Origin of the sequence: Klebsiella sp. 7-CIP_Kleb. (genome assembly GCF_050378655.1) — a bacterium.
GTDB classification, from domain to species: domain Bacteria; phylum Pseudomonadota; class Gammaproteobacteria; order Enterobacterales; family Enterobacteriaceae; genus Klebsiella; species Klebsiella quasipneumoniae.
The window spans coordinates 620,481-638,513 of the sequence record NZ_JBNRLJ010000002.1 but is presented as its reverse complement, the minus strand read 5'-3'; the positions used below and the strand labels follow the sequence as shown (position 1 = coordinate 638,513).

The 18,033-nt window shown below is 60.7% G+C and carries 17 protein-coding genes; 5 read left to right on the top strand and 12 right to left on the bottom strand.

Features of this window, described 5'->3' with window-relative positions:
- Positions 1–62 precede the first annotated feature (62 nt).
- The 5 genes from tcuR to ybfF form a co-directional block, all read right to left on the bottom strand.
- On the bottom strand, positions 63–989 hold the full coding sequence (gene tcuR / locus ACQUTI_RS10710) for a tricarballylate utilization LysR family transcriptional regulator TcuR (RefSeq protein ID WP_004885949.1): 927 nt from the start codon (positions 987–989) through the stop codon (positions 63–65).
- 127 nt (positions 990–1,116) lie between these two features.
- A complete protein-coding gene (gene fur / locus ACQUTI_RS10705; RefSeq protein ID WP_004885952.1) occupies positions 1,117–1,569 on the bottom strand; it encodes a ferric iron uptake transcriptional regulator in 453 nt (150 codons plus the stop codon).
- A gap of 291 nt (positions 1,570–1,860) precedes the next feature.
- Complete coding sequence (fldA, locus tag ACQUTI_RS10700) at positions 1,861–2,391, bottom strand: flavodoxin FldA (protein WP_002894765.1); 531 nt, start codon at positions 2,389–2,391, stop codon at positions 1,861–1,863.
- Positions 2,392–2,542: 151 nt separating this feature from the next.
- Positions 2,543–2,836 (bottom strand): LexA regulated protein, encoded by a 294-nt coding sequence (gene ybfE / locus ACQUTI_RS10695; protein ID WP_004885954.1) that lies wholly within the window; start codon positions 2,834–2,836, stop codon positions 2,543–2,545.
- Positions 2,837–2,969: 133 nt separating this feature from the next.
- Positions 2,970–3,743, bottom strand: a complete 774-nt coding sequence (gene ybfF / locus ACQUTI_RS10690; protein ID WP_064187589.1) for an esterase — start codon at positions 3,741–3,743, stop codon at positions 2,970–2,972.
- 183 nt (positions 3,744–3,926) lie between these two features.
- Between ybfF and seqA the strand changes: the two genes are divergently transcribed.
- From seqA to ACQUTI_RS10675, 3 genes are read left to right on the top strand one after another with little or no spacing between them, the layout of a single operon-like run.
- Complete coding sequence (seqA, locus tag ACQUTI_RS10685; protein ID WP_017901421.1) at positions 3,927–4,475, top strand: replication initiation negative regulator SeqA; 549 nt, start codon at positions 3,927–3,929, stop codon at positions 4,473–4,475.
- Between the two features lie 32 nt (positions 4,476–4,507).
- Positions 4,508–6,148 (top strand): phosphoglucomutase (alpha-D-glucose-1,6-bisphosphate-dependent), encoded by a 1,641-nt coding sequence (gene pgm / locus ACQUTI_RS10680; RefSeq protein ID WP_002894773.1) that lies wholly within the window; start codon positions 4,508–4,510, stop codon positions 6,146–6,148.
- A 54-nt stretch (positions 6,149–6,202) separates the two neighbouring features.
- The gene (locus tag ACQUTI_RS10675) at positions 6,203–6,640 is read left to right on the top strand and encodes a hypothetical protein (protein WP_004885958.1); all 438 of its coding nucleotides are present in this window, start codon (positions 6,203–6,205) and stop codon (positions 6,638–6,640) included.
- Here the strand turns inward: ACQUTI_RS10675 and kdpE are convergent.
- The 6 genes from kdpE to kdpF are packed head-to-tail and all read right to left on the bottom strand — an operon-like array spanning position 6,622 to position 14,407.
- Positions 6,622–7,299: a two-component system response regulator KdpE gene (gene kdpE / locus ACQUTI_RS10670; RefSeq protein WP_002894776.1), complete on the bottom strand. Its 678-nt coding sequence runs from the start codon at positions 7,297–7,299 to the stop codon at positions 6,622–6,624. The two genes, ACQUTI_RS10675 and kdpE, sit on opposite strands and share 19 nt — an antisense overlap.
- Complete coding sequence (gene kdpD / locus ACQUTI_RS10665) at positions 7,296–9,983, bottom strand: two-component system sensor histidine kinase KdpD (protein WP_180241746.1); 2,688 nt, start codon at positions 9,981–9,983, stop codon at positions 7,296–7,298. The genes kdpE and kdpD overlap by 4 nt, the downstream gene beginning before the upstream one ends.
- The gene (gene kdpC, locus ACQUTI_RS10660) at positions 9,984–10,559 is read right to left on the bottom strand and encodes a potassium-transporting ATPase subunit KdpC (protein WP_004885963.1); all 576 of its coding nucleotides are present in this window, start codon (positions 10,557–10,559) and stop codon (positions 9,984–9,986) included. It lies immediately after the preceding gene.
- A gap of 10 nt (positions 10,560–10,569) precedes the next feature.
- A complete protein-coding gene (gene kdpB, locus ACQUTI_RS10655) occupies positions 10,570–12,618 on the bottom strand; it encodes a potassium-transporting ATPase subunit KdpB (protein WP_428923259.1) in 2,049 nt (682 codons plus the stop codon).
- 20 nt (positions 12,619–12,638) lie between these two features.
- Positions 12,639–14,318, bottom strand: coding sequence for a potassium-transporting ATPase subunit KdpA (gene kdpA, locus ACQUTI_RS10650; protein WP_017901418.1), 1,680 nt, complete (start codon positions 14,316–14,318; stop codon positions 12,639–12,641).
- Positions 14,318–14,407 (bottom strand): K(+)-transporting ATPase subunit F, encoded by a 90-nt coding sequence (gene kdpF, locus ACQUTI_RS10645; RefSeq protein WP_020323459.1) that lies wholly within the window; start codon positions 14,405–14,407, stop codon positions 14,318–14,320. Before kdpF ends, kdpA begins: the two co-directional genes overlap by 1 nt.
- Positions 14,408–14,712: 305 nt before the next feature.
- On the opposite strand from kdpF, the gene ACQUTI_RS10640 reads away from it, so the two are divergent.
- Both ACQUTI_RS10640 and phrB read left to right on the top strand, forming a co-directional pair.
- Complete coding sequence (locus ACQUTI_RS10640; RefSeq protein WP_004142243.1) at positions 14,713–14,922, top strand: DUF2517 family protein; 210 nt, start codon at positions 14,713–14,715, stop codon at positions 14,920–14,922.
- 183 nt (positions 14,923–15,105) lie between these two features.
- Positions 15,106–16,548, top strand: coding sequence for a deoxyribodipyrimidine photo-lyase (gene phrB / locus ACQUTI_RS10635; protein WP_094309561.1), 1,443 nt, complete (start codon positions 15,106–15,108; stop codon positions 16,546–16,548).
- On the opposite strand, the gene ACQUTI_RS10630 is transcribed toward phrB, so the two are convergent.
- Positions 16,520–17,998, bottom strand: coding sequence for an MFS transporter (locus ACQUTI_RS10630; RefSeq protein WP_004885969.1), 1,479 nt, complete (start codon positions 17,996–17,998; stop codon positions 16,520–16,522). The two genes, phrB and ACQUTI_RS10630, sit on opposite strands and share 29 nt — an antisense overlap.
- Positions 17,999–18,033 lie beyond the last annotated feature (35 nt).

Below are 18,033 nucleotides of genomic sequence, written 5' to 3'. Positions count from 1 at the left end.
TTGTAATGGGAATGTAGGCGGTAACGGCGGCAGGGCGCTATGGCGTAGCGCTAAAGAGGGGTTTAGTTAACGTAAAGGGTAGCACCTGGCCAGCGATCGGACTCCACCAGCTGGCGCATGACTTTGCTCAGTATTACCCTTGCCGCAAGGCCTGCCGGGGTGAGCTCATCATCCGACAGGCTGACCAGAAAGTTGGGACGGCTGAGGACCGGATTAGCGATGCCGATCACCCTCAGCGCCTGATGGTCGAGATGGGAAATGGCGGCCCCGGGCTGCAGGGTAGCGCCCAGCCCGCTGCGCACGGCCTGCATCAGCAGGGCCAGACCGTCAATGTCCGCCACCACCTCAACGCTGAGGTTGTGCTGCTGGCAAACCGCCTCCAGCCTGCCGCGCAGGCCGTGGCCCTGGCTTGGCATAATCAGCGGCAGGGTGGTGAGCTGGTCAGGGGAAACAGGGTCATCCGGCAGCGAGGCCAACAGCGCATGGGTGCCAATCAGGAACAGGCGCTCTTCGAGCACCGGTCTGGCGCTCCAGCGCAGGATCTTCTCCTGCTGGAAGACGATGGCTAAATCCAGCTGGCGGGTGTTGATCATTCGCTCCAGATTCCCGGAGAGGCTTTCCACCAGGTGCAGGCGGACGTCGGGGTAGCTCTCGCGCATCGCGTTGATGAACGGAACGCCAAGAACGGAGGCGGTACTGGGGGCCATGCCGACGCTGACGTGGCCCGACAGCCGCGCCTCGCGGGCGGCGAGGATGGCATCATCGGCATGACGCAGCGCCAGCTGCGCCTGTGAGTAGAAAGCGAGGCCCGCGCTGGTGGGCGTCACGCCGCGGGAGGTCCGCTGCAGGAGGCGAATGGCCAGCTCATTTTCCAGACGCGCGATCTGCTGGCTGAGCGCCGAGACGCCGATATTCAGATCGAGCGCGGCGCGGCCCATGCTGCCGGTTTCAACAATGCGCGTAAAATAGCGTAGCTGGCGAAGTTCCATATCAACTCTCCGGACAAAGCGGGGACTCGCGAGGGGCGCCGCCGGGACGTGAGCGGGAAGCGCGGCAGAAGCGCCCATAAAAAAGCCAACCGGCAGGTTGGCTTTTCAGAGCAGGCGAAGCGGGGAATTACTTTTCCACCGCGTCGTGGGCGTGTTCGTCCTCGCGGCAATCACCTTCCGCACAGTGACCGTACAGATACAAACTGTGGTTGGTCAGGCGGATGCCGTGACGGGACGCGATTTCACGCTGGCGCGCTTCGATAGAGTCATCACTGAATTCGATCACTTTGCCGCAGTCGAGGCAGATCAGGTGATCGTGGTGATGCTGCTGAGTCAGTTCGAAAACGGATTTACCGCCTTCAAAATTATGACGAGTCACGATACCGGCGTCATCAAACTGGTTGAGGACGCGGTAAACGGTCGCCAGACCAATCTCTTCGCCCATGTCGATCAGGCGTTTATATAAGTCTTCCGCACTGACATGATGGTTATCCGGTTCCTGCAGCACTTCAAGGATTTTCAGTCGAGGAAGTGTGACTTTCAGGCCAGCCTTCTTTAATGCGGTATTGTTGTCAGTCATGCGGAATCTGTCCTGTTGCTAAACGATCTACTTCCTTCAACGGAAGTCATACAGAAATTAACCCGACGTAATGCGTCTCATTATAGAACTGCCACTGGTAAATGAAAACTGCAAGTATCGGGCCTGGTTTGCTGTCAAAAACGAGGCACCAGCTACAAACTGCGTCACGTGCCTCGTAGAATCAGAGGACATTGTACAGATATGTGATTAAAAGTTAAAAACTTGTAGCTATTAGTTTGATTGCTTTTGTCTATTAATGCGACGCAACTCAATGATTGCGCCGCTTAATCATCAGGCGTTTTTGATTTCTTCGAGGTGCAGCTCTTCGGCCACCTGCTTCACCCACTTCTCAACGCGCTCGTTGGTCAGCTCCGGCTGGCGGTCTTCATCAATGGCGAGGCCGACGAAGTGGTCGTCATCCGCCAGGCCTTTAGAGGCCTCGAAGTGATAGCCGGCAGTCGGCCAGTGGCCAACGATGGTCGCGCCGCGTGGCTCAATGATGTCGCGGATGGTGCCCAGCGCATCGCAGAAGTACTCGGCGTAGTCTTCCTGGTCGCCGCAGCCGAACAGCGCCACCAGTTTGCCGTTAAAGTCGATCTCTTCCAGCGTCGGGAAGAAGTCGTCCCAGTCACACTGCGCTTCACCGTAGTACCAGGTCGGGATGCCGAGCAGCAGGATGTCGTGGGCTTCCAGATCTTCTTTGCTGCTTTTGGCAATGTCGTGAACATCAGCAACATCTTTACCAAGCTGCTTTTGAATCATTTTTGCAATATTTTCGGTGTTGCCGGTGTCGCTGCCAAAAAAGATGCCGATGATTGCCATGAGTAAAATAACCTCTTGAAACTTAAATGATGTGGTAGGGACGCGATGCCCACAGATAACGGCAATCATAGCAGAACAGGCAAGGGCGCGGAAACAGCAATCACGCCCGACTGCACACTCTGCTACATGAATGCGGATTTTTCGCGGAAAGTTAGAGTTTTCCCTGGCTGCGCAGGGCGGTTAATTGCGTCATCAGCATCTCTTCAATGAGATCGCTGCGGCTCATATTACGCGCTTCCGCCAGTTCGTTAAGCGCATCGACCGCGTCGGCGTTGAGCTTTAGCTCCACGCGCTTCAGCCCGCGCACTTTATCGCGTTTCAGCTGATTACGTTTGTTGATGCGCAGTTGTTCATCGCGCGACAGCGGATTGGTTTTCGGTCTTCCCGGGCGACGCTCGTTTGCGAACAAATCTAATGTCGTACGGTCCGTTTGTTCTTTTGCCATGATTCTGAGTGACTTCGGGGAAACAAGCTGCCGGGCTCTAGCCGGCGCAGATAGCGCGCCATCATACATCAGGCGAACGGCTGCGCCAACGACCGCGGGCATTCTGCGGCGCGGTCGGGCATATTTTAGCCAATCAGGCGGCTATGCTCGTCAGATAGCGGCGGATCGCGCGCAACACCGCCTCGGGTTTCTCGGCATGAACCCAGTGGCCGGCGCCGGCGATGACGTGGGCCCGAGCCTGCGGGAACTGGGCCAGCAGCGGGTCGCGGTAGGCGTCGGTCACATAGGGGGAGTTGCCGCCGGGAATAAACTGCGTTGGGTGCGGCCAGGCCGGGATGGTTTCCCAGCCGACGATATGCGGGTACTGGTCCCACAGCACCGGGACGTTGAAGCGCCAGTCGCCGTCGACGAAAGATTTCAGCAGGAACTGAATCACGCCCTCTTCCTGCAGATGCTCGCGCATCACCTGCGCCGCCTGCTGGCGAGTGCTGGCGGCGGATACGCTGACGGCGCGAATAGCGGCGAAGATCTCATCATGGCGGCGAACGTGATAATCCACCGGCGCGATATCAATAGCCACCAGACCGCTGATGCGCTCCGGGGCCAGGGCGGTCAACGCCATCACCGCTTTGCCGCCCATCGAATGGCCGATAAAGGTGGCCCGTTCGATCTGATGCGCGTCGAGCGTGTCGAGCAGATCCTGCGCCATCGCGGGGTAGGTCATCTCTGGCGACCGCGGCGACAAACCGTGGTTGCGCATATCGACCTGCAGAATATCGTGGTCGGCGATCAGGTCGCGGGCGAGGATGCCCAGGTTGTCCAGGCTGCCAAACAGACCATGGACCAGCACGATCGGGGAGTGGTTGTGCGGATTCTGTGCAGATTGCGCTCGGCTATTTAATTTCATGGCAAAGTTCTTTTTTTCGCTCCGTCGGGTTAGGGTATTATGTTGGACATTCTGCCATCCGGCTGCAAGACCCAGAAGTTTTCTGAGTTTTACCGCCATCCTGGTTTGACGCTATCCGCGGTTGGGATTTGTACTTATAATCCCAACGATTTGTATTCAGAAAAGATATCGCACTGGATTAAGATGAAAACAATTGAAGTTGATGATGAACTCTACCGCTATATTGCCAGCCACACTCTGCATATCGGCGAGAGCGCATCCGACATTTTACGGCGTATGCTGAAATTTTCCGCCGTTTCCCAACCGGCTACACCGGTCAGCAAAGCCGCGCCGACGCTGGCGCCCACGCCTGCCGCTGAGGTGAAACCCGCTAACCCGGTGAAAGATAAAGTCCGCGCCATGCGCGAGATGCTGTTATCTGATGAATACGCCGAGCAGAAGCGCGCGGTGAACCGTTTTATGCTGGTGTTGACCACCCTCTATTCCCTGGACAGTAAAGCATTTGCCGAGGCCACTGAGTCTCTGCACGGCCGCACGCGCGTTTACTTCGCGGAAGATGCGCGTACGCTGCTGAAAAGCGGTAATCAGACCAAACCGAAACAGGTTCCTGGTACACCGTGGTGGGTGATCACCAATACCAATACCGGCCGTAAATGCAGCATGATTGAGCACATCATGCAGTCGATGCAGTTCCCTGCGGAGCTGATTGAAAAGGTTTGCGGCACGATCTAGCTTTTTAACATTTGCACCAGAAGGATCAGGCAATGGCAATCGATAAACGTGCGGGGCAGCCTGCGCAACAGAGTGATTTGATTAACGTCGCCCAACTGACTGCTCAGTACTACGTGCTGAAGCCTGAAGTCGGTAATGCGGAGCATGCGGTCAAATTCGGCACCTCCGGCCATCGCGGCAGCGCGGCGCGTCACAACTTCAACGAACCGCATATCCTGGCCATCGCCCAGGCTATTGCGGAAGATCGTGCGAAGAACGGGATCACCGGTCCGTGCTATGTCGGTAAAGATACCCACGCCCTGTCCGAGCCGGCGTTTATTTCGGTGCTGGAAGTGTTAACCGCCAACGGCGTTGACGTTATCGTTCAGGAAAACAACGGCTTCACCCCGACGCCGGCGGTCTCCAACGCGATTCTGGTGCATAACAAAAAAGGCGGTCCGCTGGCGGACGGCATTGTGATCACCCCGTCACACAACCCGCCGGAAGATGGCGGTATCAAGTACAACCCGCCAAACGGCGGTCCGGCTGATACCAACGTCACCAAAGTGGTGGAAAACCGTGCCAACGAACTGCTGGCCGCTGGCCTGCAGGGTGTGAAACGCATTTCTCTGGACGCGGCGCTGGCTTCCGGCCACGTCAAAGAGCAGGATCTGGTGCAGCCGTTCATTGAAGGCCTGGCGGACATCGTCGACATGGCGGCGATCCAGAAAGCGGGCCTGACGCTGGGCGTCGATCCGCTGGGCGGGTCCGGTATCGAATACTGGAAGCGCATTGGCGAGCACTACAAGCTCAATCTGACCATTGTGAACGACCAGGTGGACCAGACCTTCCGCTTTATGCACCTCGATAAAGACGGCGCCATCCGCATGGACTGTTCCTCGGAATGTGCGATGGCGGGCCTGCTGGCGCTGCGCGATAAGTTCGATCTGGCATTTGCCAATGACCCGGATTACGACCGTCACGGGATTGTCACCCCTGCCGGGCTGATGAATCCGAACCACTACCTGGCGGTGGCGATTAACTACCTGTTCCAGCATCGTCCGCAGTGGGGCAAAGAGGTGGCGGTCGGTAAAACCCTGGTCTCCTCGGCGATGATTGACCGCGTGGTGAACGATCTGGGCCGCAAGCTGGTGGAAGTGCCGGTGGGCTTTAAGTGGTTCGTTGACGGCCTGTTCGACGGCAGCTTCGGCTTCGGCGGCGAAGAGAGCGCCGGGGCCTCCTTCCTGCGCTTCGACGGCACGCCGTGGTCCACCGATAAAGACGGCATCATCATGTGCCTGCTGGCGGCGGAAATCACCGCAGTGACCGGGAAAAACCCGCAGGAGCACTATAACGAGCTGGCGGAACGCTTCGGCGCGCCGAGCTACAACCGTCTGCAGGCTTCCGCGACCTCCGCGCAGAAAGCGGCGCTGTCTAAGCTGTCACCGGAAATGGTCAGCGCTGACACCCTGGCGGGGGATCCGATCACCGCTCGTCTGACCGCGGCGCCGGGCAACGGGGCGGCGATTGGCGGCCTGAAAGTGATGACCGACAACGGCTGGTTTGCGGCACGCCCGTCAGGCACCGAAGACGCCTACAAGATCTACTGCGAAAGCTTCCTCGGCGAAGAACATCGCAAGCTGATTGAAAAAGAAGCGGTAGAGATTGTCAGTGAAGTGCTGAAGAACGCTTAACGGCGCACGATCATCAGGCCCCTTGCGGGCCTGATTTTTTTCGCAAGGATAGCGATGAAAATACAACGGAAGTCCCTGTTTTTGTTCTGGGCGTGGATGGATCTCTTTTTCGTCCTGCAATTCTTATGGTGGAATATTGCCCACCGCCGACTCCCTTTTTACGACGACCTGCTGGCTTATCTCCAGCTGCTGCACACCTGGGGCTCTGCGGCGGTCTGGCTCTATCCGCTAAATGTGCTGCTGATTATCAGCATCCCGTTGTCGATGATCCTCTTTTTCCGTCAGAGCCGCTATGGGCTGTGGCTGGCCTGGGGGCAGGCGCCGCTCAGGCTGGTGTTTATGCAGCCTTCGCTTTCTTTGGGTCTGTGGCTGATTCAGGCCGCCGGCGTCAGGCATTTAGCGATCCTGGCAGGCTTCCTGCTACTCTCTGAAGGGCTGAAAATCACCAGCCTCTGGTACTGCAGAGGCGGGGCTCAGGGCATAAAGCGATAGCCAATCCCGGTTTCGGTCAGCAGATGCTGAGGGCGCGCCGGATCGGCCTCCAGCTTTTGCCGCAGGTGACCCATATAGATCCGCAGATAATGGCTGTGCTCCACGGCGTTAGGTCCCCACACTTGATTCAGCAGCTGGCGCTGGGTAAGCACTTTGCCGGGATTATTCAATAGCGCCGCCAGCAGGCGAAACTCGATGGGCGTCAGGTGGATCTCTTCGCTGCCGCGCAGGATGCGGCGGGCGGGGATATTGACCTCCAGGTCGGCGAAGCGCACCACCGGCTCGTCGGCCTGCGCCGCGCCGTGGCGACGCAGCGCGACGCGCAGGCGGGCCTGCAGCTCGCCGATGCCAAAGGGTTTACTTAAGTAGTCATCGGCGCCGGCATCCAGGGCGGCAATTTTGTCATGCTCTTCGCTACGCGCTGACAGGACGATAATCGGCATCTGACTCCACTGGCGCAGGTCGCGAATAAAATCAATGCCGTCACCATCCGGCAGGCCGAGATCGAGGATCGCGAGGTCGGGCTTACGGGTGGCGGCTTCGATCAGCCCGCGCTGCAGGGTTTCCGCTTCAAATACGCGCATGCCGTCGGCTTCCAGCGCGGTGCGCAGAAAGCGACGGATAGCGTGTTCGTCTTCGATAATCAGAACGTTAATCACAATTCCTCAGATAGCTCTTCCAGTTCAGGGGGCGTTTCTCCCGGCAGTGTAACACGGAATGAGGCGCCGCCCTCTGGCCGGTTGCTGGCGGAGATGGTCCCGCCGTGGACGTCGACGATGGCCTGACAGATGGCAAGGCCCAGCCCGACGCCGGGGATCGCCGATTCTTTGTTGCCGCGGGCGAATTTATCAAAGATAGCCTGTTCCTGGCCCGCCGGGATCCCTGGACCATTATCCCATACCTCCAGCGACAGCTGCCGGGCGTCCGCTTCGGCGCGAATACCGATGTCCGCCCGGGCGCCGGCATACTTATGGGCATTCTCCAGCAGATTGATCAGCACCCGCTCGAACAGCGGCCCGTCAACATGCACCAGCTGCAGCGGATCGGGTAAATCCAGTTGAACGTGCTGGCCGCCGAGGCTCGGTTCGAGCATGCGCAGCGCGCTGCCGACCACCTCCTCCAGCGTCAGCCACTCCTTGTGGAGGTTAAAGCCGCCGGACTGGATCCGCGCCATATCCAGCAGGTTGTTCACCAGCCGGGTGGTGTTGAGCACATGCTGGCGGATTTCGTTGGCCTGCGGGGCATGCTTCGAGCCCTCGCTGGCCAGATCGAGGGTCAGGATTTCCGCCTGGCCAAACAGCACGGTCAGCGGGGTACGCAGATCGTGCGACAGGGCGGCGAGCAGCGAGTTACGCAGGCTTTCGCGCTCGCTGGTCAGTCGGGCCTGCTCTTCGCTGGCGGTCAGGGTGAGACGCTCCAGGGCGCTGGCCACCAACAGGGTGAAGGTCTCCAGCAGCCGCTGTTGCTCCGGGATCATCAGCTGGCGCAGATTCGCCGGCTCCACCACCAGCAGGCCCCAGGTGCGGGCGGCGCTCTTCAGGGGCAGGATCTGATACGGCACGCCGGGCAGGGTATCGGTGCCGGCGCCGGCGGGTTGACCCTTATCAAAGCTCCAGCGGGCGATGGCGTCATCCCACGGCGTCAGCCCGGGCTGGTGGGTTAAGGGCAGCAGTTTCCCCTGGGCGTCCGGGAGCAGCAGCTGGCTGCGGGCCTGAAAGGTGGAGGCGATAAACCGCTCGCTGGTGGTGGCGATATCCTGCTGGCTACGACCCACCGCCAGCGCTTTGGACATCTCATACAGATGGCGGGTACGCCGCTCACGGTAGCGCGCCACCCGCGCCTGGTAGCGCACGCCGGCGGTGAGGTTACCGATAAGCAGGCCCACGGTGAGCATCACGCCGAAGGTGAGCAGATACTGGACATCGGACACCGCCAGCGTGCCGCGCGGGGCGACAAAAAAGAGATCGAAGCTGATAACGTTGATCACCGTCGCCAGGACCGACGGCCAGCGGCCGTAGAGCAGAGCGATGATCACCACCCCCAGCAGATAGAGCATCACCAGGTTGGCGGCTTCGAAGGCCATCAGCCACTGCATGGCCACCAGGGTAATGATGGCGCATAGCGCCACCGCCATCGCGCAGCCCTGCAGCTGTAGCCGCCATTTCTCCAGCGCCGGACGGCTGTCGCTGGCGCGCGCCTGAAGGGGGAAGGGCTTTTCATCCAGAGCGATGACCACCAGATCGAGGTCCGGCGCGTGGCGAGCCAGACGGTCGGCAAAACCGCTACGATCCCACCAGCGGCGCTTGCTCTGGCGGCCGATGACAATTTTCCCAAGGTTGTGTTCGCGGGCGTAATGGAGAACCGCTTTCTCTTCTGACGGGTCGGAGAGGGTGGCGGTTTCGGCGCCCAGCTCCTGGGCCAGACGCAGCGCGGCGAGGATGGCCCGTCGCCGGGCTTCCGGCAGGCGGTGCAGGGAAGGCGTTTCGACATACACCGCATGCCAGACGCTGCCCAGACGGGCGGCGAGGCGGGCGGCGGTACGCACCAGCTTTTCGCTGCCGGTGTTGTGCCCGATACAGAGCAGGATCGCGTCGCGGGTGTGCCAGACTTTCTCCTGGCCCTGGCGGTCGCGCCAGGCGCGCATCTGCTCATCGACGCGATCGGCGGTGCGGCGCAGGGCCAGTTCACGCAGCGCAATCAGGTTCCCTTTGCGGAAAAAGTTCTCGATAGCGCGCTCGGCCTGGCCGCCGATATAGACTTTGCCCTCATTGAGCCGCTGGCGCAGATCGTCAGGGGGCAGATCCACCAGCACCACGTCGTCCGCGGCGTCAAAGAAGGGATCGGGGACGGTCTCTCGCACCTGCACGCCGGTGATCCCGCTGACGACGTCATTCAGACTTTCCAGATGCTGGACGTTAACGGTGGTGAAGACGTCAATCCCGGCCTCCAGCAGTTCGTCCACATCCTGCCAGCGCTTTGGATGGCGGGAGCCGGGGGCATTACTGTGCGCCAGCTCATCCACCAGAATCAGCGCCGGACGGCGGGCGAGGGCGGCGTCGAGATCGAACTCATACACGTAGCGCCCGCGGTGGGCGAGCCGCCGAGGCGGCAGGGTGCTCAGGCCCTGCAGCATCGCGGCGGTCTCTTTCCGGCCGTGGGTCTCCGCCACGCCAATCAGAATATCCAACCCCTGCGCCCGGAGCCGCTGCGCTTCCGCCAGCATCGCCCAGGTTTTCCCCACCCCGGCGCAGGCGCCGAAGAACACTTTTAGTTTGCCGCGATGCGGGGCGGCGGTGTGCTGCAGCAGGCGGTCAGGGTCCGGACGCAGCGGCTCGTCACTCATTTACTTATCCTTCAGGGCATCCAGCGCCATATTGAGTTGCAGTATATTGACCACCGGCTGGCCAAGGAAGCTCAGCAGCGGCTTTTGTGTGGCCTGGTTAACCAGCGCGGTCACCTGGTCGACGCTCAGCTGGCGCGCTTTGGCCACCCGCGGCGCCTGCCACAGCGCGGCGGCCGGGGTCAGGTTGTTATCGAGACCGCTCGCCGAGGTGGTGACCAGTTCGACCGGCACACGCGGGTCGGCATCCGGGTTTGCGGCGCGCAAGGCCTGCACCCGCTCGCTCACCGCCTTATCCAGCGCCGGGTTGCTGGCGGCGAGGTTGCTGCCGCCAGAGGCCATCGGGTTATCCGCTGTCTCCGCGGTGGCTGACGGGCGACCCTGGAAATAGCCTGCGGCGGTAAAGTTCTGGCCAATCAGCGCCGAGCCGCGCACCTCGCCGTTCATGCGGATCAGCGAGCCGTTGGCCTGTGAGTTAAACCACCACTGCCCCAGGCTGGTGGTCAGCAGAGGATAAACGCCGCCGGTGAGCAGGGTTAACAGAATAAATAGCACAAGTGCTGGACGAATCAATGACATAGTTTGTTCCTCACACCAGACCGCTCAGGGTCAGCAGCAGGTCGATGGCTTTAATACCGATAAAAGGCACCAGCAGACCGCCGAGGCCGTAGATCCACAGATTGCGGCGCAGCATCGCCGAGGCGGAGAGCGGGCGATAGCTCACCCCTTTCAGGGCCAGCGGGATCAGGAAGACGATGATCAGCGCGTTGAAGATAACGGCGCTGAGGATCGCCGACGATGGCGAATGCAGGCCCATCACGTTCAGCATGGCCAGCTGGGGATAGACCGCGGCAAACGCCGCCGGAATAATGGCGAAATATTTCGCCACGTCGTTGGCAATACTGAAGGTGGTCAGCGAGCCGCGCGTCATCAGCATCTGTTTGCCGATATGGACCACCTCAATCAGCTTGGTGGGGTTGGAATCCAGATCGACCATGTTGCCCGCCTCTTTCGCCGCCTGGGTGCCTGAGTTCATGGCTACCGCCACGTCGGCCTGAGCCAGCGCGGGCGCGTCGTTGGTGCCGTCGCCGGTCATCGCCACCAGCCGACCTTCCGACTGATACTGGCGGATCAGCGCCAGCTTGGCTTCCGGCGTCGCTTCGGCGAGGAAATCGTCGACGCCGGCCTCGGCGGCGATCGCCGCAGCGGTCAGGCGGTTATCGCCGGTGATCATCACCGTTTTAATGCCCATTTTGCGCAGCTGGGCGAAACGTTCTTTGATGCCGCCTTTGACGATATCTTTGAGTGAAATAATCCCCAGCACCTTTTCCCCTTCGGCGACCACCAGCGGCGTGGCCCCCTGGCGGGCGACCTCTTCCACCTGCTTCTCGACATCGGCAGGGAAGTGGCCACCGTTGGCCTCTACGTGGCGGCGAATGGCGTCCACCGACCCTTTGCGGATCATGCGCTGATCGATATTGATGCCGCTCATCCGCGTTTGCGCGGTAAAGGGGACAAAGGTGGCGTGCAGCGACTGCAGATCGCGTTCGCGCAGGTTAAAGCGCTGTTTCGCCAGCACCACGATGCTGCGTCCTTCAGGGGTTTCGTCCGCCAGCGAGGAGAGCTGGGCGGCATCGGCGAGGGTTCGCTCTTCCACACCGCGCGCCGGCAGGAAAGCGGAGGCCTGGCGGTTGCCGAGCGTAATGGTCCCGGTTTTATCCAGCAACAGCACATCAACGTCGCCTGCCGCTTCCACCGCGCGGCCGCTGGTGGCGATCACGTTGGCGCCCAGCATACGGCTCATCCCGGCGACGCCGATGGCCGACAGCAGACCGCCGATGGTGGTCGGGATCAGGCACACCAGCAGCGCCACCAGTACGGTGACGCTGACCGCATTGCCGCTCCACGCCGAGAATGGCCAGATGGTGGCGGTGGCCAGCAGGAACACCAGCGTCAGGGCGATCAGCAGGATCGTCAGGGCGATTTCGTTCGGCGTTTTACGGCGCTGGGCGCCTTCCACCATGGCGATCATCCGGTCGAGGAAGGTTTCTCCCGGGTTAACGCTGCAACGGATCACCAGCCAGTCGGAGAGGATGCGCGTCCCGCCGGTCACCGAGGCGAAATCACCGCCGGATTCGCGGATCACCGGAGCAGACTCGCCGGTAATGGCGCTTTCATCCACCGAGGCGCCGCCTTCGATGACTTCACCATCGCAGGGGATAATATCCCCTGCTTCCACCAGCACCACGTCGCCTTTGCGCAGGTCTTCCGCCGGCACGTGGTCGACCGTCGCGTCATGCTGCGGGGCGCGCAGCTTACGGGCGAAGGCCGTTTTTTTCACCCCTTTCAGGCTATTGGCCTGGGCTTTGCTGCGGCCTTCCGCCATCGCTTCGGCAAAGTTGGCGAACAGCACGGTAAACCATAGCCAGATACTGATGGCGGCGGTAAAAGTGGCGCTGCCGGTCAGGGCGCCGTCAGCCATGGCGATGGCCAGCAGAGTGGTTAACAGGCTGCCCACCCAGACGATAAACATCACCGGATTGCGCCACTGCACCATCGGGCTGAGTTTTTTCACGGCATCCAGCAGCGCCTGGCGCACCAGCGTCGGCTCCAGCAGGGCTAATTGTTTGCGACTCATAACAGGGTGCTCCGCATCGCTCAAAGTAAGGAAAAGTGTTCGGCCAGCGGGCCAAGCGCCAGCGCAGGAATAAAGGTCAGGGCGCCAACCAGCAGCACGGTGCCGATCAGCAGACCGATAAACAGGGCGTCGTGGGTGGCCAGGGTGCCGGGGCTGGCCGGTTGAATTTTCTTCGCCACCAGCGAGCCGGCGATAGCCATCACCGGAATGATGACGGCGAAGCGTCCAGCCAGCATGCAGAACGCCAGCAGCAGGTTCCAGAATGGCGTCGCCGCGCCCAGGCCGGCGAAGGCGCTGCCGTTGTTATTGGCCGCCGAAGTGACGGCGTACAGCACTTCGCTAAAGCCGTGCGGTCCGGGGTTGAACATCCCGGCGCGGCCGGCCTCGGTCATCATCGCCAGCGCCGTGCCGAGCAGCACCAGCGTCGGGGTGACCAGAATGGCCAGGGCGATCATTTTCATTTCCCGGACATCGATTTTCTTTCCGAGGTACTCCGGGGTGCGGCCGACCATCAGGCCGGCGATAAACACCGCCAGCATAACGAACAGCAGCATGCCATAGAGACCCGAGCCGACGCCGCCGAACACCACTTCGCCAATCTGCATCAGCCACATCGGCACCATCCCGCCCAGCGCGGTGAAGGAGTCATGCATGGCGTTGACCGCGCCGCAGGAGGCGGCGGTGGTGATCACCGCGAACAGACTGCTGGCGAGAATACCGAAGCGGCTCTCTTTACCTTCCATATTCAGGCTGCTGTCGGCGCCCAGCGTCATCAGGTGCGGGTTGCCGCGGGTTTCCGCCCACATCACCACGGCGACGCAGAGGATAAAGATCAGCGTCATCGCCCACAGGATGGCGCGCCCCTGGCGGCGATCGCTCACCACCTCGCCGAAGGCGAAGCACAGCGCCGCCGGGATCAGGAAGATGGCCAGCATCTGCACGAGATTGGTCAGCGCCGTCGGGTTTTCAAACGGATGGGCGGAGTTGGCGTTAAAGAAACCGCCGCCGTTGGTGCCCAGCAGCTTAATCGCTTCCTGTGAGGCGACGGGCCCCATCGGCAGCAGCTGGTGCGCCCCTTCGAGGGTGGTAAAGGGCTGGTAGGCCTGCAGGTTCTGCGGCACGCCCTGCTGAATAAAGAACAGGGCCACCAGCAGAGAGAGCGGCAGCAGCAGCCACAGGGTAATGCGCGTCAGGTCGACCCAGGCATTGCCGAGGGTGGACATTTTCTGCCGGGCGAAGGCGCGGGTCAGGGCGAAGACCACGGCGATGCCGGTAGCGGCGGAGAGGAAATTCTGCACCGTCAGCCCCACCATCTGGCTGAGATAGCTCATGGTGCTTTCGCCGGCGTAGGCCTGCCAGTTCGTATTGCTGACAAAGCTGACCGCGGTGTTGAGCGCCAGATCCCACGTCAGCCCCGGCAGGTGCTGCGGGTTAAACGGCAGCACGCCCTGCAGCATCAGCAGGGCAAACAGCGCCAGGCCGCCGAGGGCGTTGAACAGCAGGAGCGCCAGCAAATACTGCAGCCAGCCCATCTCTTCGGCGCGGATCCCGGCCACGCGCCACAGGACGCGCTCGACCCCGGCCAGGCCGGGAAGCGGGATGTCATTCACCATTCTTGCCAGACACATCCCCAGCGGGCGCGCCAGCACCAGCAATACCAGCAGATAGCTGGCTAATAATAAAAATCCCTGGGCAGCCATCAGAATGCCTCCGCATGTATCAAGGCATAAACCAGATAAGCCAGTAACAGGAACACCAGCCCAACGCCAGTGAGTACGCCTGCAGTCACAATCCACCTCCGGGTGTGTTTTTGATTTACCAGGAGAATAGAAATTACGGCGCAAAGATTTCGCAAAAATCCGCGGGCGCGGTGTAAAAAAAGTATAAAAATGACAAAGGCATAAATTAACTAATGGTTAGTATTAATTTAACTTTTTTGTAACTAATTTACGTGGAGAATGTAAATTAAGTATAAATACGTGCTTTTTAGTGGTCGGATGAGTAGTAAAATTACAACCAGAGCGGTATTATTTTGCTCAGACAAACATGATTAATTTTCCGGCGCTGCTTGCCGGCCTGACAAAGGGGAGAGAAATGATGGCGTTGTACAAAGCTTATCCTGCTCATATTATTTTGCTGCGTCGTGCTTTCGCCGTCGTGGCTGGCGTCGCGGCGCTGCCGGTGATGCTGTTCTGGAAGGATCGCGCCCGCTATTACAGCTGGCTGCACCGTGTATGGTCGAAAACCAGCGAGCAGCCGGTGTGGATGGCGCAGGCGGAAAAAGCCGCGCACGACTTCTACTAATTCGCCCTGCTGCGAGGAAAACCACTAACCGCCGGTTGCCCCCGGCGGTTTTTTTTCGTCGCTTGTCTACACTCGTTTTCAGGCGCCGCAGCGGAATTGGCAGGTGCTTATTTTGCCTGGGCGCGCTATTTTTGCCGGCTTAGATCATAAGATGAGTTTTGCTGACGGAGAGTGAGGAGTGATATGGCCACCCATCTGGTCTGGTTACGCACGGATTTACGCATTCACGATAACCTGGCGCTGGCCGCCGCCTGCCGCGATCCGCAGGCGCAGGTGCTGGCGCTGTATATTGCCACCCCGGGGCAGTGGCGCGAACATCACCTGGCCCCGCGGCAGGCCGCTTTTATCGCCAGCCATTTGCGCAGTCTGCACGCCGCGCTGGCGGAGCGGGGCATACCGCTGTGGGTAGAAGAGGCGGACGATTTTAGCGCCAGCGTCGAGCGGCTGGCCCATTTCTGCCAGCAGCACCAGGTCAGTCACCTGTTCTACAACTATCAGTACGAATTCAATGAACGCCAGCGCGATGCCGCCGTTGAGAGCTCCTTGAGCGAAGTGATTTGCCAGGGATTTGACGACAGCGTCCTGTTGCCGCCCGGCAGCGTACTGACCGGCGGCGGCGAAATGTATAAAGTCTTCACCCCGTTTAAGAACGCGTTTATTCGCCGGCTGCGGGAAGGATTGCCGGCGTGCGTGGCCGCGCCAAAGCCGCGCCAGGCGCCCGCTCGCCTGGCGCCGCCGGTGCCGGAGCTTAACTATCCGCAAACGCCGTTCGATGGGCTGCTGTTTGCCGCGGATGAAAAAACGGCGCTGGCGCGGCTGCGCGCGTTTTGTCAGCAACCGGCGGCGGATTATGAGGGGCAGCGCGACTTCCCGGCCGTGGAAGGGACCAGTCGCCTGTCGCCCTGCCTGGCCATCGGGGTGCTGTCGCCGCGCCAGTGCCTGCATCGGCTGCTGACGGAACACCCCGCCGCACTGGATGGCGGGGCAGGCGCCACCTGGCTTAATGAGCTGATCTGGCGCGAGTTTTACCGCCATCTGATGGTCTACTATCCGAAACTCTGTAAAGGTCGGCCGTTTGTCGCCTGGACCGATAAGGTCGCCTGGCGCGAAGAGGATGGCGCCCTGCAGGCCTGGCAGCGCGGGGAGACCGGCTTTCCGATAGTCGATGCCGCCATGCGCCAGCTTAACGCCACCGGCTGGATGCATAACCGGTTGCGCATGATTGTCGCCAGCTTCCTGACCAAAGATCTGCGCCTCGACTGGCGGGCAGGGGAGCGCTATTTCATGAGCCAGCTGATTGACGGCGACCTGGCGGCGAACAACGGCGGCTGGCAATGGGCGGCTTCGACGGGCACCGACGCCGCGCCCTATTTCCGCATATTTAATCCCACTACCCAGGGCGAGAAGTTTGATAAGCAGGGGGTGTTTATGCGTCGCTGGCTGCCGGAGCTGGCAAAGGTGCCGGAGAAGGCGCTGCATCAGCCGTGGGTGTGGGCGGATAAACAGGGGGTGACGCTGGATTATCCGCGCCCGATAGTCGATCACAAGCAGGCGCGACAGGAGACGCTGGCGGCCTGGGAGGCCGCCAGAAAGGGGATTATTCCACCGCCAGACGGCGGGTCCTGACCTTCAGCGAGTGATACAGCCAGATAACCAGCACTACGCCGACGCAGGCCAGCGCGCCCCAGGTGATCTGGCTGAAGACGTTGATGTAGGCGTCAATGGAATAGTTCACCGCCCCGGCGACGTCGAATGACGCCTGCGAGGTCTGGTCGGCGATAACGCCGGCCAGATAGTTGGCGATGGCCCCGGAGAGCAGCATATAGATGCCGGTCAGCACCCCGGTCACCCCCGGGATCTCAATGCGGGTGATTTGCGACATCGCGACCGGGTCGATAAACAGTTCGGCAAAACCCATCACCGCCAGCCCCAGCACCATCAGCGGCATGGACGACTGGCCATAGGCCGCCGACCAGCGGGCGCTGAGGGTCAAAATGCAGAACCCGGCGCTCATCAGGCCCAGACCGAGGGCAAATTTCCCCCAGATGCGCACGGTGCGGTTACCGCCGACGCTCTCTTTCACCAGCCACGCCAGCACCATGCCGCAGAGCATCACCGCAAAGGCGTTGATCGACTGGAACATAGCGGTAGGGACTTCGTAGCTCATGATATGGCGGTTAACGAAGCGGTCAATATACAGGCTGATGGAGCTGCCGCCCTGTTGGGCGAAGGCCCAGAACAGCAGGCTGAAGGCGGTCAGGACGACGATCAGGCGCAGATCCTTGCGCTGTTTATCGGTCTCGGCACGCAGGTAGATCCGCGCCAGCACCGCGAGGCCAATGGCCGTGGCCACGATCAGGGCATACACCGACCACTCCTGCCAGAACAGCACGGCAATCAGCAGCGGCGCGATGACCAGCAGCACCAGCAGCCAGCCCCAGTTCGGCAGCAGGAAGCGGCGGGCGCACAGCGCCTGGCGGTTCACGCCGGCGGTATGCTGGAAATGACGGTTGCCGCAGAGGAAAATCACCAGTCCCGCCACCATGCCGATGGCCGCCAGGGCAAAGCCCATCGCCCAGCTATACTCCTCCTGAACGTAGCCGCAGGCGATGGGCGCGATGATCGAGCCGATATTGCCCGCGGCATACATCAGCGAGAAGCCGCCATCGCGACGCGGATCGGCGGGTTCGTACAGTTCGCCCAGCAGACAGCTGACGTTGGATTTAAACAACCCGTAGCCGCAGACGATGATCGCCAGCGACAGGTAGAGGAAGGCCGGGGCGGTTTCGCTGGCCCCGAGCACCAGATGGCCAATGGCCATCAGCAGCGCGCCGAGCATGACCGCCATCCGGTTGCCTAACAGCTTATCGGCCAGATAGCCGCCGAGGATCGGCGTCACATAGACCAGCGAACAGTAGGCGCTGAACAGGGCGTAAGCGTGGTTATCATCATATTTGAGCTGATTGGTGAGATAGAGGATCAGCAGGGCGCGCATGCCGTAGAAGCTAAAATATTCCCAGATTTGCAGCGCCACGACGTAGTAAATCGCCCGCGGTTGCGATGATGTTGTCTTCATGAGAAGTGTGTTTCCTGGCCTAAAGCGAAAGTCGA

Excerpts from the sequence above, each read along its gene's own strand:
- ybfE (WP_004885954.1), bottom strand. The coding sequence starts at position 2,836 with ATGGCAAAAGAACAAACGGACCGTACGACATTAGATTTGTTCGCAAAC.
- ACQUTI_RS10640 (WP_004142243.1), top strand. The coding sequence starts at position 14,713 with ATGATGGCGTTGTACAAAGCTTATCCTGCTCATATTATTTTGCTGCGT.
- seqA (WP_017901421.1), top strand. The coding sequence starts at position 3,927 with ATGAAAACAATTGAAGTTGATGATGAACTCTACCGCTATATTGCCAGC.
- ACQUTI_RS10630 (WP_004885969.1), bottom strand. The coding sequence starts at position 17,998 with ATGAAGACAACATCATCGCAACCGCGGGCGATTTACTACGTCGTGGCG.
- fldA (WP_002894765.1), bottom strand. The coding sequence starts at position 2,391 with ATGGCAATCATCGGCATCTTTTTTGGCAGCGACACCGGCAACACCGAA.
- kdpA (WP_017901418.1), bottom strand. The coding sequence starts at position 14,318 with ATGGCTGCCCAGGGATTTTTATTATTAGCCAGCTATCTGCTGGTATTG.
- tcuR (WP_004885949.1), bottom strand. The coding sequence starts at position 989 with ATGGAACTTCGCCAGCTACGCTATTTTACGCGCATTGTTGAAACCGGC.
- kdpD (WP_180241746.1), bottom strand. The coding sequence starts at position 9,983 with ATGAGTGACGAGCCGCTGCGTCCGGACCCTGACCGCCTGCTGCAGCAC.
- ybfF (WP_064187589.1), bottom strand. The coding sequence starts at position 3,743 with ATGAAATTAAATAGCCGAGCGCAATCTGCACAGAATCCGCACAACCAC.
- phrB (WP_094309561.1), top strand. The coding sequence starts at position 15,106 with ATGGCCACCCATCTGGTCTGGTTACGCACGGATTTACGCATTCACGAT.
- kdpC (WP_004885963.1), bottom strand. The coding sequence starts at position 10,559 with ATGTCATTGATTCGTCCAGCACTTGTGCTATTTATTCTGTTAACCCTG.
- pgm (WP_002894773.1), top strand. The coding sequence starts at position 4,508 with ATGGCAATCGATAAACGTGCGGGGCAGCCTGCGCAACAGAGTGATTTG.
- ACQUTI_RS10675 (WP_004885958.1), top strand. The coding sequence starts at position 6,203 with ATGAAAATACAACGGAAGTCCCTGTTTTTGTTCTGGGCGTGGATGGAT.
- fur (WP_004885952.1), bottom strand. The coding sequence starts at position 1,569 with ATGACTGACAACAATACCGCATTAAAGAAGGCTGGCCTGAAAGTCACA.
- kdpB (WP_428923259.1), bottom strand. The coding sequence starts at position 12,618 with ATGAGTCGCAAACAATTAGCCCTGCTGGAGCCGACGCTGGTGCGCCAG.